The 22,251-nt window shown below is 42.8% G+C and carries 21 protein-coding genes; 8 read left to right on the top strand and 13 right to left on the bottom strand.

The features are described 5' to 3' along the window. Positions 1-11: 11 nt before the first annotated feature. From lacB to HMPREF0623_RS06985, 3 genes are read right to left on the bottom strand one after another with little or no spacing between them, the layout of a single operon-like run. Entirely contained in the window at positions 12-530 is a 519-nt protein-coding gene (gene lacB, locus HMPREF0623_RS06995; protein ID WP_002830646.1) for a galactose-6-phosphate isomerase subunit LacB, read from the bottom strand. An 18-nt stretch (positions 531-548) separates the two neighbouring features. Continuing rightward, positions 549-977, bottom strand: a complete 429-nt coding sequence (lacA, locus tag HMPREF0623_RS06990) for a galactose-6-phosphate isomerase subunit LacA (protein ID WP_002830840.1) — start codon at positions 975-977, stop codon at positions 549-551. Positions 978-994: 17 nt separating this feature from the next. After that, on the bottom strand, positions 995-1,762 hold the full coding sequence (locus HMPREF0623_RS06985; protein ID WP_002830839.1) for a DeoR/GlpR family DNA-binding transcription regulator: 768 nt from the start codon (positions 1,760-1,762) through the stop codon (positions 995-997). A gap of 231 nt (positions 1,763-1,993) precedes the next feature. Between HMPREF0623_RS06985 and HMPREF0623_RS06980 the strand changes: the two genes are divergently transcribed. The 4 genes from HMPREF0623_RS06980 to HMPREF0623_RS06965 all read left to right on the top strand — a co-directional run bounded on the left by HMPREF0623_RS06980 (position 1,994) and on the right by HMPREF0623_RS06965 (position 4,633). Next, the gene (locus HMPREF0623_RS06980) at positions 1,994-2,491 is read left to right on the top strand and encodes a PTS sugar transporter subunit IIA (RefSeq protein ID WP_002830649.1); all 498 of its coding nucleotides are present in this window, start codon (positions 1,994-1,996) and stop codon (positions 2,489-2,491) included. Between the two features lie 28 nt (positions 2,492-2,519). Next, a complete protein-coding gene (locus HMPREF0623_RS06975; protein ID WP_002830837.1) occupies positions 2,520-2,822 on the top strand; it encodes a PTS sugar transporter subunit IIB in 303 nt (100 codons plus the stop codon). 184 nt (positions 2,823-3,006) lie between these two features. Next, entirely contained in the window at positions 3,007-4,422 is a 1,416-nt protein-coding gene (locus tag HMPREF0623_RS06970; RefSeq protein WP_002830651.1) for a PTS galactitol transporter subunit IIC, read from the top strand. Positions 4,423-4,447: 25 nt separating this feature from the next. Next, positions 4,448-4,633 carry a hypothetical protein gene (locus tag HMPREF0623_RS06965; protein WP_004166482.1) on the top strand — a complete coding sequence of 62 codons (186 nt, stop codon included), beginning with the start codon at positions 4,448-4,450 and terminating at the stop codon, positions 4,631-4,633. A gap of 87 nt (positions 4,634-4,720) precedes the next feature. Here HMPREF0623_RS06965 and HMPREF0623_RS06960 read toward each other — a convergent pair whose 3' ends face one another. From HMPREF0623_RS06960 to HMPREF0623_RS06945, 5 genes are all read right to left on the bottom strand, one after another. Next, a complete protein-coding gene (locus tag HMPREF0623_RS06960; protein WP_004166480.1) occupies positions 4,721-5,836 on the bottom strand; it encodes a collagen binding domain-containing protein in 1,116 nt (371 codons plus the stop codon). Between the two features lie 23 nt (positions 5,837-5,859). Then, positions 5,860-6,024 (bottom strand): hypothetical protein, encoded by a 165-nt coding sequence (locus HMPREF0623_RS09665; RefSeq protein WP_002830834.1) that lies wholly within the window; start codon positions 6,022-6,024, stop codon positions 5,860-5,862. Positions 6,025-6,026: 2 nt separating this feature from the next. After that, positions 6,027-7,067: a glycosyltransferase family 2 protein gene (locus HMPREF0623_RS06955; RefSeq protein ID WP_002830833.1), complete on the bottom strand. Its 1,041-nt coding sequence runs from the start codon at positions 7,065-7,067 to the stop codon at positions 6,027-6,029. 46 nt (positions 7,068-7,113) lie between these two features. Continuing rightward, positions 7,114-8,121 (bottom strand): serine hydrolase domain-containing protein, encoded by a 1,008-nt coding sequence (locus tag HMPREF0623_RS06950; RefSeq protein WP_004166477.1) that lies wholly within the window; start codon positions 8,119-8,121, stop codon positions 7,114-7,116. Positions 8,122-8,941: 820 nt separating this feature from the next. Then, positions 8,942-10,390, bottom strand: coding sequence for a hypothetical protein (locus HMPREF0623_RS06945; RefSeq protein WP_004166475.1), 1,449 nt, complete (start codon positions 10,388-10,390; stop codon positions 8,942-8,944). Between the two features lie 81 nt (positions 10,391-10,471). Here HMPREF0623_RS06945 and HMPREF0623_RS06940 point away from each other — a divergent pair, with 81 nt between their 5' ends. Beyond that, entirely contained in the window at positions 10,472-12,091 is a 1,620-nt protein-coding gene (locus HMPREF0623_RS06940; protein ID WP_226884893.1) for a mucin-binding protein, read from the top strand. A gap of 449 nt (positions 12,092-12,540) precedes the next feature. On the opposite strand, the gene HMPREF0623_RS06935 is transcribed toward HMPREF0623_RS06940, so the two are convergent. Together HMPREF0623_RS06935 and HMPREF0623_RS06930 are read right to left on the bottom strand one after the other, a co-directional pair. Beyond that, on the bottom strand, positions 12,541-12,789 hold the full coding sequence (locus tag HMPREF0623_RS06935; protein ID WP_002830829.1) for a hypothetical protein: 249 nt from the start codon (positions 12,787-12,789) through the stop codon (positions 12,541-12,543). A 529-nt stretch (positions 12,790-13,318) separates the two neighbouring features. Next, positions 13,319-13,594 carry a helix-turn-helix domain-containing protein gene (locus HMPREF0623_RS06930; RefSeq protein WP_002830828.1) on the bottom strand — a complete coding sequence of 92 codons (276 nt, stop codon included), beginning with the start codon at positions 13,592-13,594 and terminating at the stop codon, positions 13,319-13,321. Positions 13,595-14,179: 585 nt separating this feature from the next. On the opposite strand from HMPREF0623_RS06930, the gene HMPREF0623_RS06925 reads away from it, so the two are divergent. From HMPREF0623_RS06925 to HMPREF0623_RS06915, 3 genes are all read left to right on the top strand, one after another. After that, positions 14,180-15,655, top strand: a complete 1,476-nt coding sequence (locus tag HMPREF0623_RS06925) for a BglG family transcription antiterminator (protein ID WP_004166473.1) — start codon at positions 14,180-14,182, stop codon at positions 15,653-15,655. A gap of 30 nt (positions 15,656-15,685) precedes the next feature. Beyond that, the gene (locus HMPREF0623_RS06920) at positions 15,686-17,947 is read left to right on the top strand and encodes a hypothetical protein (protein WP_002830661.1); all 2,262 of its coding nucleotides are present in this window, start codon (positions 15,686-15,688) and stop codon (positions 17,945-17,947) included. Positions 17,948-18,061: 114 nt separating this feature from the next. After that, on the top strand, positions 18,062-18,877 hold the full coding sequence (locus HMPREF0623_RS06915) for a manganese catalase (protein WP_002830662.1): 816 nt from the start codon (positions 18,062-18,064) through the stop codon (positions 18,875-18,877). Positions 18,878-18,982: 105 nt separating this feature from the next. On the opposite strand, the gene HMPREF0623_RS06910 is transcribed toward HMPREF0623_RS06915, so the two are convergent. The 3 genes from HMPREF0623_RS06910 to HMPREF0623_RS06900 all read right to left on the bottom strand — a co-directional run bounded on the left by HMPREF0623_RS06910 (position 18,983) and on the right by HMPREF0623_RS06900 (position 22,120). Next, entirely contained in the window at positions 18,983-19,471 is a 489-nt protein-coding gene (locus tag HMPREF0623_RS06910; RefSeq protein WP_229785791.1) for a sigma-70 family RNA polymerase sigma factor, read from the bottom strand. Between the two features lie 366 nt (positions 19,472-19,837). Next, positions 19,838-21,001 carry a galactokinase gene (locus tag HMPREF0623_RS06905; RefSeq protein ID WP_036671384.1) on the bottom strand — a complete coding sequence of 388 codons (1,164 nt, stop codon included), beginning with the start codon at positions 20,999-21,001 and terminating at the stop codon, positions 19,838-19,840. Between the two features lie 102 nt (positions 21,002-21,103). Next, entirely contained in the window at positions 21,104-22,120 is a 1,017-nt protein-coding gene (locus HMPREF0623_RS06900; RefSeq protein ID WP_036671382.1) for an aldo/keto reductase, read from the bottom strand. Between the last annotated feature and the right edge of the window lie 131 nt (positions 22,121-22,251).

Genomic DNA, 22,251 nt, shown 5'->3' with positions numbered 1-22,251 from the left:
AATCGGCCTAATTAATCGTGGTAAAATCCTTCAGCCCACTTTTCGTTTTCTTCGTCGAAGAAGTGTGGATTATCCTTTTGATCTGGGTTTGGTGTAGCAATGTGATCAATCTTGTCGATCAACTTCTTATTTTCTTCGGTTTCCTTGTATTCTGAATCCAAGAACACCTTAATAATGTCTTCGCAGAGGTGTTCACCAACGGTCGCACCACCAAAACCAATTACGTTAGCGTTAAGTTCTTCCTTAGCGTAACGTGCGGCAACTAGGTTAGAAACTAGCGCAGCCCGGACGCCTTCGTTCTTATCTGCCGCGGTGCTGATCCCGATTCCGGTTCCACACAGGACCACACCAAGGTCTGCACGGCCATCCGCCACGTCTTCAGCAACCCGTTTTCCGTAAATTGGGTAGTGGGTCCGGGTGGTGTCGTAAGTTCCTTCGTCAATTACTTCGTGACCTAAGGATTTCAAGAAATTTGATAATTGAATTTTTACGTCTGTAACGATATGGTCGTTTCCAATTGAAATAATCATTCTATGCTTCCTCCCTCATTAAATCATTTTGTTAAGCATGTCTAAGCGGATTTGGTGACGACCCCCCGCATACTCAGTATCTAGGTAATATTGCACAATGTTGTAAGCCAATTTTTCACCAACGACACCGGCACCGATGGCAATGGCCTTAGCACCGTTATGCATGGCGGTCATGTGGGCGGTATTTTCTTCGACTACGTTAGCCGTGACCATACCCTTGACCTTGTTGCTTGCCATTGCTGAACCAACCCCGTATTCGTCAAACATGATAGCCTTTTCAATTTTGTCGTTCAAAACCTTATCCGTAACGGCTAAGGAAGAGTCTACGAAGTCCGCTTGGGGAGTTTCACTAACGTCCACCACCTCGTAATCATGTCCTTTAAGGTAAGTTTTTACCTTTTCCTTCAAGTCAAAACCTGCTTTATCTGCACCTACTACAACTTTCATGCTCACTGCTCCTTTTCTTATTCAATCTTTTTAGCAACGTGGACGGTGGTAATTTGCTGGTAACGTCGTAAGATTGCTGGTTTAACGCCCGCATCGGTAATCAAACCGTTAACATTACTTAAATCATAGAAATTATAGAAATCGTCGTGATCTAACTTATGGTGGTCAGCCACAATATACTTATTCTGCGATTGCTCCAAAGCAACCCGTTGCGACGCGCCTTCATCAGTATCGGCGTTCATCACGCTCGTATTAGAGATTCCGTTAACCCCCACAAATGCCTTATGCATTTTAATGTTGCGTAAAAATTCTTCCGCTAAACTTCCCACAAACGCACCGCTCCGACGTCGGTAGGTTCCGCCAACTAAGCAAAGGTCAAAGTCGTGCTCATCTGAAAAGCGTTGAAAAACTGGTAAACTGTTGGTCACGATTCGTAAATCATCGATTTCCAAATACTTAGAAACCAATTCATTCGTCGACCCCGGGCCAAGAAAAACAGTTTCGTTAGGTTTAATCATACTTGCCACTGCTTTAGCGATTTCATTTTTTTCAGCTAAATGAATTTTACGTTTTTGAATATATGAGGGTTCGGTTTGCGACACTAAGTTAACGCTTTGAGCCCCGCCAAAAACTCGCACAATTTTTTCCTGCTTCTCGAGTTCGTCAAGGTCCCGCCGAATAGTCATTGACGAAACTGACAGCTTATCGACCAAATCGTTAACCGTGATCGTTCCTTTACTATTAACTGCGTTTAAAATTTCCATCATTCGTTCATTTTTTAGCACTCGCACCCCTCCTTTTTGCTTTTTAAATGTTTGTTTTTGTTCATTTGTGTTACAAACTAAGAATAATATTTGCACTCCCGAATGTCAACGCTTTAATTAATCCAAGCCTAACCAAAAAAACTGGTTGACAATATGAAAGCGCTTAATTAGAATGAAGCTGTAATCAAAAATAAACAAAGGCAAACATAAATAAACTTTACCTTGCCAATGTTTGAAAGAGGTGATCTGTATATGAGCGAAACAGCAATCGAGTCTCTATTTGATCCAAAGATTGTCTATGTTAGTTCAGGTACAACCAGACAGGCCGTTTTCAAGGAAGTCGCCGACGACTTAGTTGCAAAGGGGTACGTTAAGGATAACTTTCTCGACAATCTGAATAGCAGAGAAGATGCTTATCCGACGGGCATGGATTTATCGGTGGTGGGATCCCAATATCCAAACGTCGCCATTCCTCATACGGAAGCCAACTTTGTTTATAAGCGCCGGATTGTTCCCGTAAAGCTCGCACATCCCGTCGAGTTTCATAACATGATCAATCCCACGCAAACCATGACCGTCCGCTTTTTATTCATGATTTTGAATAACGACCCGGAAGGTCAAGCTAACGTACTTGCTGAAATCATGGAGTTTTTGACTCACACCCCGTGGGATAGCTTGCAACACCTGTTTGCAAGTGATTCCCCGGAAGAGATCTTTGATTTCTTGTCAACTAACTTTGATGAAAAATAATTAAATTACTTATGTGGAGGTATTTATTATGATTAAAATGTTAACTGCTTGTGGTGCTGGTGTTAATTCAAGTCATCAAATTAAGGATGCGGTCGAAGAAGAAATGAAAAACCGTGGTTACGACGTTTCTGTTGACGCAGAAATGATCAAAGACGTTACTCCTGAAAAGATGGAAGGCGTTCAAATTTTCTTACCAATCAACCATCCGGACCTTGGTTTTGACATTGATATTCCTGAAATCGATGCTGGGGCAATTCTTTATCGGATGCCTGCAATGGCTAAACCTGTTTACGACCAAATCGAAGCAGAAATCAAGAAAATCCAAGGCTAATTAATTACTTAAACAAAGGGGAATCCCCAATTGGCTCGGATTCCCCTTCTTTCATGCCATCCAAGTAAGCGCCTTCATTGATTTAGATGGCGTTCCCCATGGCTGCTCATTTTAAGCGGTCATTAATCAATCTGGTTTCAATTTTACAAATCATAACTACAACTAAATAAAGGAGTGAGATTATATGAATGGAATCATTCATTTTGCCAACCTGATTTTCAAGCCAATCATTGACTTGGGGGCTGCCCCAATCATGCTGATTGTTTTAACTTTATTGGCTTGGGCATTAGGCGTTAAGTTTTCCAAAGCCTTGGAAGGCGGTATTAAGCTCGCGATTGCTTTAACCGGGATTAGTGCCATTATTAATATTTTAACCACCGCTTACCAAGCTCCTTTGGCCGCTTTTGTTAAGTCGACAGGGATTAATCTGTCGGTTACCGACGTTGGTTGGGCTCCATTGGCTACCATCACCTGGGGCTCGCCATACACCCTGTTCTTCTTGCTTTTGATGGTGATTTTGAACTTGATTATGTTAGCTTTGAAATGGACCAACACTTTGGACGTCGACGTGTTTGACATCTGGCACATTTCATTTACGGCATTGATGGCGATGTACTTTGGTGCCAATTTATTAATTGCAATTATTTTGATTTTAATTATCGGTATTCTAAAGATTATCAACTCCGACTTAATGAAGCCCACGTTTAACGATTTATTAAACGCGCCAGATGATAACCCAATGACTACTACCCATTTAAACTACATGATGAACCCGATAATCATGCTGTTCGACAAGATTTTTGACAAAATTTTCCCATGGTTAGATAAGTACGACTTTGACTCTGCTGAATTAAACAAACGGATTGGATTCTGGGGCAGCCACTTTGCCATTGGTTGCTATCTGGGGGTCTTCATCGGTTTAGTTGCTCGGCAAGATCCAAAAGAAATTTTAACTTTAGCCTTTACCGGCGGGGTCTGCTTGCAGTTATTCTCCCAAATTGGCTCTTGGTTCATCGCTGCTGTTGAACCACTCTCCCAAGGGGTTACTGACTTAGCTAACAAGCACCTTCACGGACGGAAGTTGAACATTGGTTTGGACTGGCCATTTATCGCAGGCCGTGCTGAAATTTGGGCAGCTGCTAACGTTTTAGCGCCAGTGATGTTGCTTGAAGCCTTAGTATTGCCTGGCAACCACATCCTTCCACTCGGTGGGATCATCGCAATGGGGGTTACTCCCGCACTGTTGGTGGTTACCCGCGGTAAGATTATTCGGATGATCGTCATCGGGGCCATTGAAATGCCAATCTTCCTTTGGGCAGGTACTTTAAGTGCTCCATTCATTACTAACGTTGCTAAACAAGTTGGGGCTTTCCCAGCAGGCTTGAGCGCTGGTACTAAGATTGCTGAATCAACCAAGGAAGGACCAATCGAACAATTCTTAGCTTACTTAGTTGGTAAAGCTTCGACTGGTGAAATCACCTTCATGATTTATGCGTTGTTAGCACTCGCTGCTTACGTCCTCCTCTTCTGGTGGTACGCAAAACAAATGAAGAAACGCAACGCTGCTTACGCTGCTGAAAAAGCTGCTAACGCAAAATAATTTTTAACCGAAAGGAACCTGCATTATGATAAAACCAGAGCATCAAACTAAAATGTCCAGAATCATTGCTTGGGCCATGGTAGTGGTCGCCGCATCTACGGTTCCTGCCCTCTTCGGTCGTAACGTTTGGACCTTTGGTTTTCAAGCGTTGATGTGCGTGGTCGCCTTCACCCAAATCTCAAAGAAACAGTCCGCTGTTCCTAAAAAGTAGCCGGATAGAATTCCTCCCTTTTAATTAGATTAGCAAACCCGTCAAGTTGGTAAGGCCAACCTGGCGGGTTTTTGCTAACTACTTCTATTATCGTGGACGTCGGTAGACAAACCAGCCTACGCAAGCTACCAACCCCAGCGTCACTAAACCAAACTTAATTACTAGTTGGTGATCATCCCCGGCTAAAACCGTGTCTAACCGCAGCGGAAGGGGCTGGCGGGCATCGTCATCTCGCAAGCTCACTCCACGGATTCCTCCTAGTCTGCTTCCAGTCCCCGAAGCCCGCTTTACGGGCGTCTTACCGGTATTTTTTTCGTTGAGGTTGACCCCGGTTAACTGCGCTTGGTGTTTAAAACACCGGGCCATTGAATTAGTTGCCCGCGTTTCAAAATCAATCAAGTTGGCACCATTCAAGTCGCCTAGCGCCACCGCAAACCGTAGTTGGCTATACTGAGTAATTCGTTTTGGCGATCGACTTGCCAACACCTTAAACTTGCGACCGCTCCGATCAAATTTAACCTTTTTAACCTTGATCGAATCCGAGACTAACTGCTGGTTTACCCCGATCAAGTCCGTATACGTTACTTGCCGGAGCGGTTGCTTTGCATAATTAAGGCGTACTCGCCAATGAATTAATTGGGGGTCCTTAGTATCATACCACCCCCATGAATACACCGTTTCTCGGGAATTAGGACCCCGATGCGGTAAAATTTTATATTTTTCGGTTCGTAAACGTGGCCAACTGACAGCTACGGTGGAAGCGGGTTTGACCCGGTCGTAGTCCCATAAAAGTCCTAATTTAAAGTTGCCGTAGATGCCACCGTCATGTTGCGTAACGTAGCGCGCTAGCCGCACCGTGATTTTACCGCTCCCACGTTGTGCATCTACCCGTCCAATCACTTGCCCATGCCGGTCTTTCAGATTGAATTGGGCGTTGCTAACCAGTCTTAAATTTCGGGGTACTTTAAAAGTGAGTTGGTCTTGCGCCTTGACCGGTACGTTGGCAGGAATTTTAAATTCCCATTTTCCAACCAGCTTGTCGTACAAACCAAAACTAGTACGGTCGTTGTGTTGCGCATCTCCCAAACTCACGTTAGTAATAAATTGGTCGCCCCAATCAGTGGATGAGTACGCAATGGTTTGATTGCTTTCCCAAAAATAAATAATTGCGATCACTAATCCAAGTAGCCATCTTTTCCTCACACTAATCTCCTTTTAAAACTTAACTATTCCCAAGTTGGGTCAAAATGCGTCCGGGCCCACATACTCCGCAGGATGGTTCCCACCGCTAAAATAGCAAAGAATATCGAAACGATGGCCAACCCATGATACAGGCCGTTCCAGCTAAATCCAATCCATAACATTCCGTTTTTTTGTACATTGGTATACATTTTTATGCCTCCTTTGATTGATCAGTATTTAAGTGGTTCCAAGTCCCCGTTGACCCCTGGAGCAATTGAAGCAGCGCGCCTAAGTAAGCCAGTTGTAAAAACAAGCTATACATTAGTTCCGGCAGCATCATGAGGGCAAAAAATTTGGCCTGGAAATCTTGGTCCCAAATGGTCACCACCCGCTCGGTAGCAAAAATTACGCCAATTACGAACCACAGCAAACTAAAAATCATTAAATTTTCGAGCATCAGGTACGTGGTAAACACAATCAATCCTAAAAAAGCGAACACCGAAATTAATAACATCAACTGCTGAAAAACATACGGCAACATCATTTTGTCCCAACGTCGGCGGGTCACCTGCTGAAGTGCCCCTAAATACCAGCGGCGCCGTTGTAAATATAGCAAGCGCCACGTCGGCATAATTTCAGTCGTGCAATAACACGATAATGGCGAAATCATTTTGGCCCCCGCTGCTTTTAAATCTAGCGTTAGGGCAAAATCTTCGGTAATCGAATCCTCGCGGTAAAAGGTCCCAATTTGTTGCCGAACCTTTTGCAGCGTTTCTGCTCGGATCAACGACGCGGTCCCGGTTAAGACGAAAACTTTCTTACTACGGCGAACTTGATTGGCGTAGCGATACCACTCCAACTGTTGGCAAAACTCAATCAGCTTATTGCGGTTAGCCGTTCCGTAAAAGACAGAGCCAACCGCATCATAATCTCCCTGGGCAATTACTCGCTTAGCGTGTTCAATCCAGTCTTCCGTAATCACGGTATCTGCATCACAGATAAACAAATACTGGTCCGGTTGCTGCCAATCTACGTAATTCTCTAGCGCTTGGTTCAGCGCCCCCGCCTTTCGACCTTCATTTTGCACAGTTTCAAATGCGCGGGCCCCTGCCTGTTGAGCGCGTTGGTATGTATCATCATCACAACGGTCACAAACCACAATTACTTTATCAACCTGTTTTTTTAGCGCTCGGACCGCGCGTTTAATATTTCCAGCTTCGTTGTGCGCCGGAACAATTGCCGTTACGTACATAATTTTTCATTTCTCCCCCCAAGTAAAAGTATCCGCAGCTACCTCGTTAATATGAATTTCCGCCCAAATAAGGGGTCTGGTTAATTAACAAATAAATGCTGTTTGCTAATTTCATCGTGGTTTCTCGACCACGCCGGTTACCTAATAAAACGACCGCCGTACCCGCCGAGCGATTGAAAATAATCGATGGCTCGTATCCACGTAAAATCCCATGTCCGCGGTAATATAACCGATTTTGATAAACTCCCCCAGCATAGACGCTTTGTGTAGAAGTTTTAAAAAGTTGCTTAACCACCTTAAGCGGGATGATCTGACCGTTCACCAGTGCCGCAAAATACCGGTACAGGTCGCCTGCGGTCATAAAAAAGCTTCCGGTACCAACCTCGTTACGGTAAATGTAAGCCGGGTTAGGATATGCCCGACCGTTTTTGTGGTAACTTTTTGCCACATGCGGATTTTTAAAATCGGGCATGCTCATGATTTTAATGGGCCGCCGTAATTTAATCAGCTGTTGGAAACTGTCCTGATAGTTTAGGTGAGTAAGTTGGGTAATCACACCTACCAACAAGTGAAAATTCACCGCGTCATAATCCCAGCCTTTTCGCGGATCCACCGCCAAATGGTGCACGTAATAGTTTGTAAGCTGTTTTTCGTTTAGTGCCCGTTCCGGATCACTACTTGCTTCCAATCCCGAAGTCATCGTTAACATATCGCGGATGGTAATATTTTTAGCATTAGGAATTGTCGGATAAAAACGGGCTAGCTTTGTATCAAAAGACAACTTTCCTAACTGAACCAATTTCGCCACCATGATTGAAGTCATACTCTTTTCAATCGAGGCAATGTTATATAACGTTTTTACATCGTTAGCATGGGTGGCATCTTGCTTACCGTAACCCTTATGTAACAACACTTTATGATCTTTAACGATTAAAGCCGTTCCGCTAAACCGATTTTTCGTTAAAGTATAGTCCACGTTGGTAACCACGTCGCCACGGGCTTTTACCACGTAACGAGTGGCCCAGCGATCACTGAAGTAGGTGTCATGTACCATTTTTGCTACAAACAGTACTTGTAACCCAATTATTATCCAAAACCAATATCGCTTTTTAATTGCAGCGCGACCACCTTTCTAAATTAAAATGGGCAGGGATTTAGCGAAGGCCGGCTTCGCTTTTAGTTCTTGAACTGGCCAGTGAGGGACTATCCTTTTTGACCTGAATAATTGCCATATAAACACGCAGAGGCCAGAAAAAACGATTAGTTTCTTCCAGCCTCCCGTTGTCCCCATATCCTAAGCTGCTAGGATATTCAAAATGATCCCCCCTGTACTAATTCAACGATTAGTACTTTTTCATCATATAATCCGGCCCCTTGACAGTAAAGGCTCCTGACGTTTCACATTTTGAAATTGATTTGAAAAACTTGAGAGAATCGGTCACTACCGGGTATCAACGCGGTTCCTTTTTTAGCCAAAATTAGAATAATATTTAAAGCAAAGGCCGGGTAGTTTGTGAGGCATAACTAAAAATCGATCATTATGCTCGAATCTGGCATAATGATCGATTAGGGTTAAACGAACTGACTTTTGGCATACGTTTTGGCTCTATTAAAGCCAATATCGCAAAACGATTTATTAACTCTTTCAGCCTTTTCAGTTCAAAAAGCTAATTTTTTAGCAACGTGCTCCTGGACCCAGTTCCCTCCGGTTAATAAAATCCCGCCGCCAATCGCTTAAATCGCGATTAACGGGGGGGCTTCCTACTGCAGCATAGTCGAAACGTGTTTTGGAATCCAACTCTCTCCGGTTAACAAAATTATGGCTCCAATCGCCTAAACCGCGACTGGAGCCATAATCCTGTTATCCTCGAGAGCTACCCGGATTCCAAAACACTCTGATTCTTAATCCTCACAATCATATCTCCCAACTGCTCCCAATCCGCCGCTAACGGTGGCGACTCCCATATCATTTGTTCACAATCTAGTTCCGCAAACGATTGGTCCGAGAGGAAGATATCCGTTTCTTCCGTTAGTTCCATCATAATTTCAATATTTAGCGGTGCAAACTGCTGCAACTGCGCCACGATATACTTCGTAAAGATTGGTCCATTCGAAAAATCTACCGTAATCTTAACCGTTCGGCTTAAAAATTTCACCGGTAAATGTTCCAATAGAATCAACATGTACGTGTAGTACAACTGGGTCAACACGTCCTGATCGATGTATAGTTGGCGGCGTTTAGCCACCTCGCCCAACAACTGCTTTACCACCGCGTCAATTGCGGGATAAGTTTCGTTAAAGAAAGGCATTTTTGTGGGATCGACCAACGTTTCGCTAAAGTAAAACGGCGAAAACACCTTTGCGTTCGTTTGAGTTAAGGCTCGTTTAATTCGGCCAATCGCCTTTTCCAAACTTGCGTCCGCAAAAGTGCTGTATAAAAGTTCTGTTTGACTATCCACCAAATCCTGCAAACGCTCTTGTAGCTGCGGTCCACAACATTGATCAATTGAAAAATCCAGCAGCTCGTTTACACGACAATAAATCGTTAAGTACTGTTTTTCCCGACGTAAATCCTCGTCCTCCAGCCCCCAAAACTGATTAAGGAGGCCAAAATCAGGATCTTCGTCATCAGTAGTCACCGGACTTAAATCGGCTAACTCTGCAAGTACGTGCCCTTGTCGAATTCTTTGAGCTTGTACAAAAGCAAAATTAACCAGTCGCTTCCGTTCGGTGTATTTAAGACACATCCCACAATCCGTACAAATTTGTTCCAAAACGGTTGGTATTTCCATTCGATACTCACCAGGGAGCCCGTCAATTCCGTTAAAAAAATGGTGAATCACACTAAACAATACCTGCCGCAACCTTGCTTCCGTCAACGAACGATAGTTGAAAATTTCTTCGGTGAAGAGTTGCCGGATTCCCATAATATTGCGATAATAAGTTGCTCGGCTTATCCCAAAACGTTTCGTGAATTGGGCTTGAGTCCCGTAAATTCCTAATTGGGAATTAATAAAAACATTTAGACGGATCGACCTTAGCGCCATTTCTTCCAAAAGCTGTTTAAGCAATGACGTCGTCAAGCCATACATGGCAATGATCCCCTTCCCATCGTAGGCCAAGTCGATGTTTTTCAGGTTAAGTGACGCAACGGTATCTTTCAGCAAATCAAAGGCCATCAGCACTTGGTGACGGCTAACGCCTAATTCACTTTGTAGATAGCTAATTGATAGCTTCTTTTCTGGATCGTGGATGTAAAGTTCGGCCATTTGGAGCACCAATTGTTGTTCGTCGTCCAATAAACGGTTAAACTTTTCGATCATAAATAAAAACTCCTTAAGATGATTTGTTGAAGATATTTTTAAAGATCCAACTCTAAAAATATGTCTGGAGGGTTCATCATCTTGGGAACAAATCACTACCAACGGTTCTATAATTACGGTCGTAAATGGTTCATCACTAGCTTAGTCGGTGTGACCATTGGACTAAATGTTATGTTGTCCCCCATTTCCGTAGCTGCTAGTGATCAAGTATCCAAATCAACTTATCCGGCATCATCTCCTCAAATTGCACCGCAAGAGGCCGCAAGTCGGCCGCCGAGGTTAGATTACTGGGGATCATCTGCTAGTGCGATCGCCTCATCATCAGCCGATCCGCACCATTATTTTTGGGGAAATAAGCACCATCACCATCATTGGCATCACCATTGCCATGCAACGGTTAGCGTACGGTACGTTGACCAGTCCGGGCATTTGCTAGGAACCGGGCAAGCGTACTATCCGCACGGCCCCCACGTTGGCGAGCCTTACGTTAGTCAGCCCCGGTCCATTAAAAATTACCGGCTAGTCGGTACCGCGCCTGATAGTCTTCCAACTCGGGGAAGACTTAACAAAGATGGCGACAACGGTATGGTTACTTATATTTACGCTCCAATATACCACTTCAAAGCTAAAACTATCAACGAAACTATACATTATGTCGATAAAAATGGCCAAACGGTCGCGCCAACCCACGTAGCCCAGCCCATTACCTTTGTGACCGTTGATAATTTAGCTGAACATGTGACAAAAAACTATTTTTCGAATACCTCGACTAATTTTCAAATGGATGATCAAGGCAATCCTCGGGATTCTGAAAATTGGCATAGTGGTACACAAGCTACTTTTGCCGAGGTACCCGATCCGTTGCCCCATGGTTACCAACTAACGGATCCAGCTAAGGATGTGGTACCGGCCGCGCCCGTAACTCCTTCTAGTACCGACTTAAACATCACGGTCCGTTACCAATTGAAAAAGAAAACGGCCGTAATCCGGTGGATTGACGACCGGACGGGAAAAATAGTTTCCTTCAAAACGGTCAACGTGGACGTTAAGCATCCCCAGACCAATTTAACTGAAACCTTCAATCATCAAGACTATCGCTTAGTCAGCAGTGATTTGCCGCAAGGACCGCTCACTTTTGATGAAATTAAGGAATCTGGTCACCTTTACGAAGTTCATTTACGTTCGCAAACGCCACCAGTCCTTCCTGCGGCGATTAAACCTACTCCTTCGGAAATGCCATCATCATCTCAGCCTGTAACGCCACCTGCTTTGGTGCCGGAGGAGCAACATCCTACGCTACCAGTCAGCCCCTTACGTCGGGCAACGCCAGCGATTCAACCAGCGGTCGCCGAGCGTCATCCGCAGCAACCAAGTAAGTCGCTTTCTAATAGCTCAAGTCGCCCGCGACCTGCTCAATCACAGCCACGTTATCCGGTTCATGCGGGTACGATTCCGCTGGCGGTGGCTGATCAGCAGCCCACTCCGGTGCCAGATTTACTTGCCCGTTTGGATTTAAAATGGTATTTCCCAAGGGATAACTATCCCGTACTGGCTTTCGACGATTGGAATAACCACGTCCAAAAAATAATTAAGTTAAACGGAGATACAAAAAACCACACTCAGCTGGGCCAGGTGTGGTATAAAATGTCGGGTAGGTTGGTAATGGGACAAAGAGTGTTCGGAAACCCAGGTAATTCCTGAGGACTAACAATATTACGACATTAATTGCGGTTTTAGCAATTGATGTCGTAATTTAGTTATCCGGAAGGAATTGGGTTCCCGAACACGTTTCGGCTGCATTGCAGAGCAAATCCATCGTTACCCCCGGACATATAATGCGGGTACAAGAAATAATTATCCTTCTGTAAGTTATTTCTCTAAAAATGCAAAAAAAGTTCTAAAATAAAACTGGAGTTGGACGTTAAGAATCCAACTCCAGTTTTTTAGCTATTTTTGAAACCCGCTTACGTAATTCAACCGGTTTTCTATAGCTACTCTGCAATTATCCCCCAATAAAAGCAAAGTTCTTCTGTATGCGTCTACTCCCACTAAGTGGGACAAAGGTATTTTAAAAATTATTTGTTTAAGTTTACTGCGACCCCTTGGTAAATGCATTCTCGGCCAACAATCTTTAAAACTTGATTGAGGCACTATTGCGATTCGAACTTCGGAGTCCGGTTTTCCATAAAATCAAAGATATTCACTACCGTTGCTTGCCACATCCGTTTTTTCACCGGAATTGATTGCCAAAACATTGGTTTATCGGCAAGTACTTCGTTAAAAATATCTGTCAAAGCTGCTGCCGTTTGTCGCAATTTTTGCCGACTTTTGTAAATTTCAAAATCGACAACTTTGTTATTTACTTGGCTATTTTCCCTGTGAAAAATTTGTGGTCCCATGTGAATTATCCCCCTTAAAAGCTATTACCTGTAACTAATGCTACCATCACTTTAAACTTTATTTATACCTTTGATTAGTTAAAACTTAACTTGTGTTGTTATAATATACTTTAAAATTCAAAAGTGCAAGCGTTTTATAGCTCCATTTCACAAAAAGTATCAATTTCACAAACTTTCTCGCTCAAAATATTAATTTACCGGCCTTAACCATCAAGGCACTTTAGCGATTCACAAGCAAACTTTTCTTGCGTATTTCATTTTTTTACCTTGTATAGTCATCTATTTTGAAATCTCATTTCAAAATAGATGGCAAAACAAAAAAACGTGGCCAATTTCGTAAAGAAAATGGTCACGTATTTGGGGGACGTTATGTTAGTTTATTTTTTATAAAGTTAAGTTTAAAAGTAGTCACTACGTTGCTAGCCTGACAAACACTGCATCAGTTTCTTAGCAACTAGCCACCCTTAACTTCATTACAAAAATAGTTTTGTACGTTCAGTCACTATCTCCTGACTGACTCACCAACTTATTAGTGCTGGTGCTTATACTTAGCTCTTCTTTCTCGGTTAATTTTCCTTAACTCTCGCTGTGCTTGAGCTAAAGTCATTTGGGGGCCGCAACCTAGAACTTCTTCCATTCCTTCACGGGTAACTAACCAACTATTCCCAAACTTGCGGATGGTCCCTTCAGGAAATACTTTTGTCCCGTTAATTTTTAAATGGCGAACAAAATTTTGCGACTTTCCCCACATCATTGCCGCTTCGCTGGCACTATATACCTCTAATTCGCGCAAATCGATGCCCATAAAAATAACTCCCTTAATTAAATCATTGCTACATTTGTTGTTTCCGACCATAACTCGGTCACATTTTTAAACTAGGGGTTGCAATGGATCAATTGATTACCTTAACTACGCAGTTAAACCATCATCTATTATCATGGTTTTTCGCGCCGTTTGGTAAACCCCATCTACATTAGGTAGTATATATCATCATTCAGAAGTAAATTTCTCATAATTTTTGTTTTCTGAAAAAAATGGTCACTCGGCACCATTTTCCGTCTACGCATCGGTTTACCTAGTCGAATTTAAACCTTTTAAGGATATTAACCACTTTAACTTAATTTGTACATAAAGTAATGATTATAGAACTTATTAATTCAAAACGTACTAAAATGTTTTCCGTCCTACGTAAATAATCTAACTAACCCTAATCCATCCCCTATTCTCGCCAAGCATTGTAATTTGTATCGAAGACATGTCTAATTTGTCAGACAAAATTAACACCATAAAGTTTAAAAATTGTTACCGACTGTTTTTAACGCTAATTTCAATTGTGGCAACGTTCAACAAGCGGTATTATTACTAATAGAAGAGCTCTAGGAGGTATTTATGGATCCAATATTATTAATGGATAAAAAAGACCAATTATCTTTTGAAATTTTATCCTTAATCAACCGTGCCGCGGACGCACCTGTCAACATGGATCACGTTGCGGACAAGCTAGAAGTAAGCTCGTACAAATTAAATGCTGCGTTGAGTACCATTAACACTGATTTACGTGAACTCGCTCCCCAGCAAAATATCCACATTAACGAATTACAAAAAGGGCTGTGGCAAGCACAAAACCTTTCCAGTTTAGTAATCAATAAAATTCGGTTGGTGTACGTATTACGTTCTCCCCTTTTACCTGTGTTTGAGTATTTAATGTTTTATGAAAACCTAAAGACTCCTAACCAGTATTTACAAGACACTCCAATTAGCCGATCAGTATTTTACCGACAAATTAAAATGCTGAATAAAATCATCGCTAATTATTCTAAGGACAACCCTAAAAATGGAAAAGTGGGGGAAGAATTTCATCAGCGGTTACTTTTATTTCAGTTTTATTACAGCCTTTACAACGGACTTGATTCGCCATTTCCTGAACTAAACGACCTAGTTGACCAAATCGTTCAAGCATGCCAACCTTATTTCACGCACCCCTTACGATTAAGTCAAAAATTTAAATTGTCAATCTTTTTGCGAATCTGGATTCTTCGACATCGTAATCAAAACTACAACGAAACCTTAACCGTCGATGTTGACGAAAATAACGATCAATATCAGCAGTTGTCTCAACGTTTACAACGCGTTCTCGGGCGTCATTTTAATTTAAATAGGTATGAAATGAGTTACTTCTACGGCTTTTTGCTTGCAAAAGGCTATATTTCCGACTCTAGCAACCGGGTTATATCAAATAACTTTCCTTTAGCAACCCAGTTAACTAACAGTCTTATTCAGTGGCTAAAGGACTACCCCATTACGTCAACTCTAGACGAAAACACCGAGGAGTCCCTTCGCCACGATTTAATTAACGTTAACCTTCAATTAACTTCATTTTATATTGAACCATCTACTTTCGTACGGGAAAATTCCATCAAATTTTTCGGGAAAACTTACCCATCGTTTGATATTCTAATTCACCGATTTTTACAGAGCATCCAGACTGAACACGAAATTACCCTGGACGCTCCTAAGTGGGTTAACCTTTACTATGGTTATATGTTTGCGTTAATCAATAACATCCCCGCCCGTTTGTTAAAAGAACGAGTTTACGTGGCGGTTGATTTTTCTCAAGGAGATTTATATACCGAATATGTAATCAATTCTTTAGATGCGTTTCATCATGCGAATATTATTATTGAGACAAACATTTCTAAAAATACAGACATCTTTGTATCTGATATTTATTCACAATCTGTAAAGCAACCTCAATTAACTTGGGAAGATCCTCCAACTCCAGAAGACTGGACTAATTTAGGGGATATCATTGAAAACGTTCGAGCTAAAAAAGCTTTTGCATTGTTTAACCAACCAATTTACTAATGATTAATAAGATTAAGGAGAAATCAAGGAATGTCTAATAAAAATTCAAGTAAAAAGTTTACAACTCTTTTGCGGTCGACATTTGCCTTTTCCTTAGCTACCGTGGGGATCGTTAGCGCTCCTCTACTTAAAAATACAGTTTTACACTGCCGATTACCATTGGCAGAATTAATCGCTCATGCTGATGAAACCCCTGACTTAAGTTCCATTTACTATGACGACGATACAAATATGTTCACCAGCAGAGATAAAAGTTGGTCAGTGAAAGTTAATGGTAGGATTTATTCTTTGTTAATTAATCATTTGGGAAGCTATCGCTCTGTCACTCCTGATACCGAAGGAGTAATGCTGTTTAAGCTGGACTCCCCGCCGGTCAACGCAACTTATACCTTGACCGTTGGCGACCAAGTTATCAATACGGGAGCTATCCATCCGATTAATTTAAACGGGCATACTTACTATGGAGCTACCCTTTCCAAAACGATTATTCAAAAGTTAGTCCACGAAGTAGTGCGCACGAAAACTTCCGGACGTATCAAATTTACAAACATTCCTGAAGTACTTCCTATTTCTGACTTTCCAATGGACGTAAATACGATTTTAAACGTTTCGTTACCAACGGCGGAGTACTATACTGACGAACAGAGCCTCGCTGATCATATTGCTGGATTGAAACTCAGTCTAACGGATCCTGACGGAAAAGTAGTTAACAAAGTCTCCATTGAAAAAGATTGGATTGAAACCGACAAGAATTCCAATTTACCGGGGACTTACCAATACACTTTAAGCAACCTTGGTAAACAAGCGTTACGGAAAAAGTTAGGCGATATGGGTGGAGATTACTGGGTTTACCACCAGCACTATACGTTGGGCGACGTCGGAACCGGAAAAGTTACCGTACTACCTAAAAATCCAACGGAAGTAACCGCCACGGTTAGTTACGTAGACGCAACTACTGGCAAAACGGTCGCGACCGATAAAATTAAGGGCTTGATTAACGATGTTGGAATTTATCAAGTTCACTTGCCTAAGGGATATCAATTAGCTACGGGACAGCTTCAAAAAATCAAATATAGGCTTACTATCAGCCGTTCGGCCAACCTGACCGTTAAAGTAATCCAAGCCTCGGATGATTCATCTGATTCTTCAGATTCAGGCGATAATTCATCCAGCGGCGACGACCATTCTTCGTCGGATAATGGTTCCTCTAGTGACGGCCACTCTTCATCAGATGATAGTTCCTCTAGCGACGACCACTCTTCGTCAGATAACAGCTCCTCTGGCGATGACCATTCTTCGTCAGATGATAGTTCATCTGGTGATGATCATTCTTCGCCAGATAATGGTTCCTCTAGTGACGGTCACTCTTCATCAGATGGTAGTTCATCTGGTGATGATCATTCTTCGTCGGATAACAGCTCCTCTAGCGACGACCACTCTTCGTCAGATAACGGTTCATCTGGTGACGACCATTCTTCAAAAGATAATGGTTCTAGTAAGGATAACCACCAAAGTGACCATTCTGATGAACCTGGTTCAGCTAGCTCTAGTAACGGTAAGGCTTCGTCGAACAATTCCGCAGATTCTTCGAGTTCCACGGCTAGCCATCATCATTCAAGTAACCATTCTGACCATCAAGGAAGTTCACGGAATCCTTCGCACGGAACGCCATCAAGTTCCCATAAAACGGCTTCTGCTTCTCCAAAACGAGGCACGGTAACCATTGCGTTTGTTGATGAAAATGGTCACGTGGTCGACCAACAGATTTACAGTGGTTGGCAAAATACGCGGGTTCCTTTTGAACTTTCTGACCACATCTTAGGTTTCCTGCGTCATGGCTACGATTTAGTTTCGCCAGGAACGCCACTCAGCCAACTAAAATTTGGCACCGGCAACGCTACTTATCGGATTGGATTACAAAAACGGGATACACCTATATTTACGAACGCGTTAGCCGCTAGCAAATCCGCTGATCAGTCGACCGCTAACCAGCAACCTGCTAAAAAAGCTAACCAACGTTCTCATTCTAAAAATAGCGACCACCCCGTTTTAGTAGAAGAGTTAACCCAACGGTCTCGGCTACAGGAAAATCTAGCTAAGCAGCACTTTTCCGCAAAACATAATCTGGTTGATCCACGTTTACAATCACCTTTAGCGCCGCCTGACGATGCTGCGAATAACTTCTTTAGCGGCTCCCACGGCGGTGGTGGAAACGGTGGCGAGGTTGATCCTGACCTAGGAGCCTTCTTCACTGCATTAGCTGGCAGAGTTAATTTCACACAACAAACCTAGTTACTTGCTGGACATTTTTCAGCAACCTAAAGTAAAAAATCTAAGCATTAAATTTGTAAAACATCCCCCCTATCCTTTATATTGGCATCACACCAAAGAATAGGGGGGAATTTTATGTTTCGACACCAAAAAGAATTACAATTTGAAGCTAAGCCTACTCAACCTGATCCAACGGTTGCCAAGTATTTACAAGAATTAATTGGCGGTCAGTATGGAGAAATGAGTGTGGCCATGCAGTACCTCTTCCAGGGCTGGAGTTGCCGCGGAGAAGCTAAGTATAAGGACATGATCCTCGACATTGCTACCGAAGAAATTGGACACGTAGAAATGTTAGCTACTATGGTAGCGCGTCTACTAGAAGATGCACCTGTCGAAGACCAACAGGCGGCAATGGAACAAGATCCCGTAGTTGGAGCAGTGATTGCCGGTATGAATCCACAACATGCGATTGTAGCAGGATTAGGACCGCGGCCAGCTGATAGTGTAGGGAATCCATGGAGCGGAGCTTACATCATTTCTAGTGGTAATTTACTTGCTGACTTCCGCGCCAACCTTAATGCAGAATCACAAGGCCGTTTGCAAGCGGCGCGGATTTACGAAATGGTCGACGATCCAGGGGTGAAAGATCTCTTAGCCGTACTTCTTGCCCGGGATAGCTACCACCAAAATCAATGGGCGGCAGCAATCAAAGAATTAGAGGAACAAGTTGGAACGATTCTGGTGCCAAGCGATTTCCCACGTGAAAAAGAGCGTAAGGACATTGCCTACGACTTCTACAACTTCTCTAAAGGAGATGAAAGTAGCCAAGGTGCTTGGGCACATGGTGAAGCTCTTGATGGCGAAGGCGAATACAAGTGGCAAGCAGAACCTAAAGCGGAAGGTCAAGCTCCTGACTTAAAACCTGTTAACCCTAAAATGTATGGTTCTTAAACAAAAGTAAGAAATCAACACCTTTTTTCATTTAAAAAACTCAAAAGTCCTAGTTACCCAGGTTATGTGAAACCGGATAACTAGGACTTTTATTTATCTTTGAAACTAATTATCAGCATTTTCTGCGATAATCTTTAGCGCCTTCTGTCCAACTTTTCGCCGGCGTTTGGAAATGCTCTGGGGACTCACCCCCTCTCGTTGGGCGATTTCTCGGCCCGATAATTGCTTCACGTACCGGTAGTACAAAAAACGTTTTTCCGGCGGCGTACAAATTGCGTAAACTCGCTGGAATAAGTCGTCAGCTAACACCTGTTGCTCACGAGAGGAACAGCGATATTGTCGCGGAAGGTTAGTCACGTCCGTGGATAGCTCGGCAGTTTGCCAATTTTTAACCATCGTCTGGCGTTTCAACGAATTAAGTGTCCGCCAATAGATTGCTTGGTAGGCAAACATCCGAAACTCCTTTAGGTCACTTTCGGGATTTCGGGGAAAGCGTACGTATGCACGGGCATAGGTTAGCCGCGCTTCCTGTAAAAAATCTTCAAAATCCGGTTGATACGGGCGAATGTTTAGTTTCTTTAGTGCTCCAAACACTATTTTTTGGTTTCCGTCCAAACACTATTTTTTGGTTTCCGTTAGTTAATAAGTGGTCTAATCCTGCTTTTAAAGTGCGGTTTTTTGGTGACATAGCTTGAATCTCCTAAAATAAAAGATCCAAGGGCCCTTGGTCGCTTTTTATAATACGTAACTGGCTTTGCAAATATAACGGGACGTTTCCGGCACTAAAACTGCAGTTTTCGCTCAAAAAAGTGTAGTTTGCCGTTAAAATGAGATTACCATTAAAAAATCGCAAATTAATGAGACCAAAAAACGGAAACTCGAATTTCATTTCTCGAAATCAAGTTTCCGTTTGGTATAAATTATAAAGCTTTTAAAAATTAGTCAATCTGCAGCATCTTTTTAAACCTTATGCGGACCGTCGACAATTTTGGCTTCATAAAAGTCAGCCGCATAGCCAAAACGGTCTTGGTATTTTTGCCCCACCGTTTTTACTAACTCATCGACTTGATCCTTTTCGATTAGGGCAATTGCGCACCCGCCAAAACCGCCGCCGATCATGCGAGCTCCAAGTACTCCCGGTGATTGCCAAGCTTCGTCTACAAGCATATCTAACTCCGGAGCGCTAACTTCGTAGTCGAATTGTAAAGAGACGTGTGAAGCACTCACCAACCGCCCGAAGAGCTTTAGGTCGCCTTGTTTGAGGGCTTCCCGGGCTTCAATAGTTCGCTGATTTTCAAAAACCGCGTGACGGGCCCGCTTAATCAACGTTTCGTCGTTAATTAGGTAGGCGTACTGGTCGAACGCATCCTTAGTTAATTCACCTAGTGCGTTAATGTTTAGTTTGGTTTGCAGCCGCCGCAACGCTTCTTCGCATTCCGCACGGCGAGTGTTGTACTCGGAATTAACTAATTCATGCGGTTTATTGGTATTCATGATCAAAATTACGTTATTATTCAAATCTAACGGTGCGTAGTCATATTCCATGGTGTTGGTATCCAGGAAAGTGGCTTCGTTTCGCCGTCCCATTTCAACCGCAAATTGATCCATAATCCCTGAATTAACCTTAATATAGTTATTTTCGACGCGTTGCCCAGCCTTGACGAGTTCAATCGGCGTAATCCGCAAGTTAAACTGGTCGTTTAAAATGGTGCCCATCAGCATTTCAATCGAGGCTGATGATGACAACCCCGCCCCATCCGGTAGATCACCTTCCAAATACAACTCAAAACCGTGATCATAATCGTGAGAGAGTTCGCGGATTTCTAGCATCATTCCACGTAAATAGTTGCTCCACTTATACTTCGCATCGTACTCAAGATCGTTAACGTCAAATTCGATAATGCCAGTATCCGGGAGGTTTCCTGAATACATCTTCACCTGCGTATCATCACGACCACGGTACGCGCCGTAAGTTCCCAGGCTAATCGCACAAGGAAAGACGTGACCACCGTTATAATCGGTATGCTCACCGATTAAATTAATCCGTCCTGGTGAAAAATAGACTTCTTCAGCTTCAGTTTTGAAAATTTGATGGAACTTTTCTGCAATTGCTTCTTTAAGCATAATTATCCTCCAAATTGGTTTCATTCTGTTACGGGAAACGGTTTCACGTAATATTCTACACCAATTTTTAGTAGGATTAAACGAAACGCTACCAGGCGCGGTTTAACGCGCATCCCAATCAATCGGACTTTGCGCAGCTAAAATTTGATCAATTTGCATGAGTTCGTCATCGGTAAAGTCGAGGTTTTTGAGTGCATTGACGTTGTTAATTACCTGCTGTACCCGACTTGCACCAATTAATACACTTGCTACCACTGGCTTCCGCAAGTTCCACGCCAACGCCATTTGTGCCAAACTTTGTCCCCGCTTTTTCGCAACTTCGTTTAATTTTTTGACGGTTTCAAGGGTCTCTTCCACTTGTACAGGACTCAAGAACGGAATGGTTTGCTTCTGTGCGCGTGAATTTTCGTCAATTCCTTGTAAATATTTATCCGTTAGCAATCCTTGCGACAATGAACTGTAACTGGTTGCCGCCTTCCCTTCGCGTTCCAAAACGGGGAAGAGGTCCGTTTCTACGTCCCGGTTAAACATGTTGTAACGGGGTTGGTTAATAATAAATGGAGTTCGTAACTCTTTGAAAATCTTGGTGATTGCCGCCGTTTGTTCTCCGTTATAGTTGGAAATTCCCACATAAAGAGCTTTCCCAGAACGAACCAGCTGGTCTAATGCTAACGCTGTTTCTTCAACAGGAGTCTTCGGATCCGCACGGTGGCTGTAGAATATATCAAAATAATCTAAACCAGTCCGTTTTAAGCTTTGGTCCGCACTCGCGATAATGCTCTTCCGGGATCCCCAATTTCCATAAGGTCCGGGCCACATTACAAACCCCGCCTTACTGGCAATTACCATTTCGTCGCGATAGTGGTGTAAATCACTTTTCATAATCCGTCCAAAATTTTCTTCGGCACTCCCTGGAATGGGTCCGTAATTATTAGCTAAATCAAAGTAGGTAATTCCTAGGTCAAAAGCTTTAAATAGAATTTCCTTTTGATTTTCTAACGGATCCACGCTACCAAAGTTATTCCAAAGGCCTAACCCAATCGCGGATAACTTCAATCCACTGTTACCCACCCGATTATAAATCATATTGTCATAACGCTGTTCACTAGCTTTATACATTATTACTCCTCCTTTTTGATCACTCGTCACAGCAACAATACAGCTTATAAAAATAAAATACAAGTAACCGCTTCACTTCTTATAGAAAAAGCACTTACTCTCAGCCCTGGAGTTTCCTAATTTGCTTTATT

Origin of the sequence: Pediococcus acidilactici DSM 20284 (assembly GCF_000146325.1) — a bacterium.
Lineage (GTDB): Bacteria > Bacillota > Bacilli > Lactobacillales > Lactobacillaceae > Pediococcus > Pediococcus acidilactici.
Note: the sequence above shows the minus strand (reverse complement) of the source record. Positions and strands in the feature narration are given on the sequence as shown.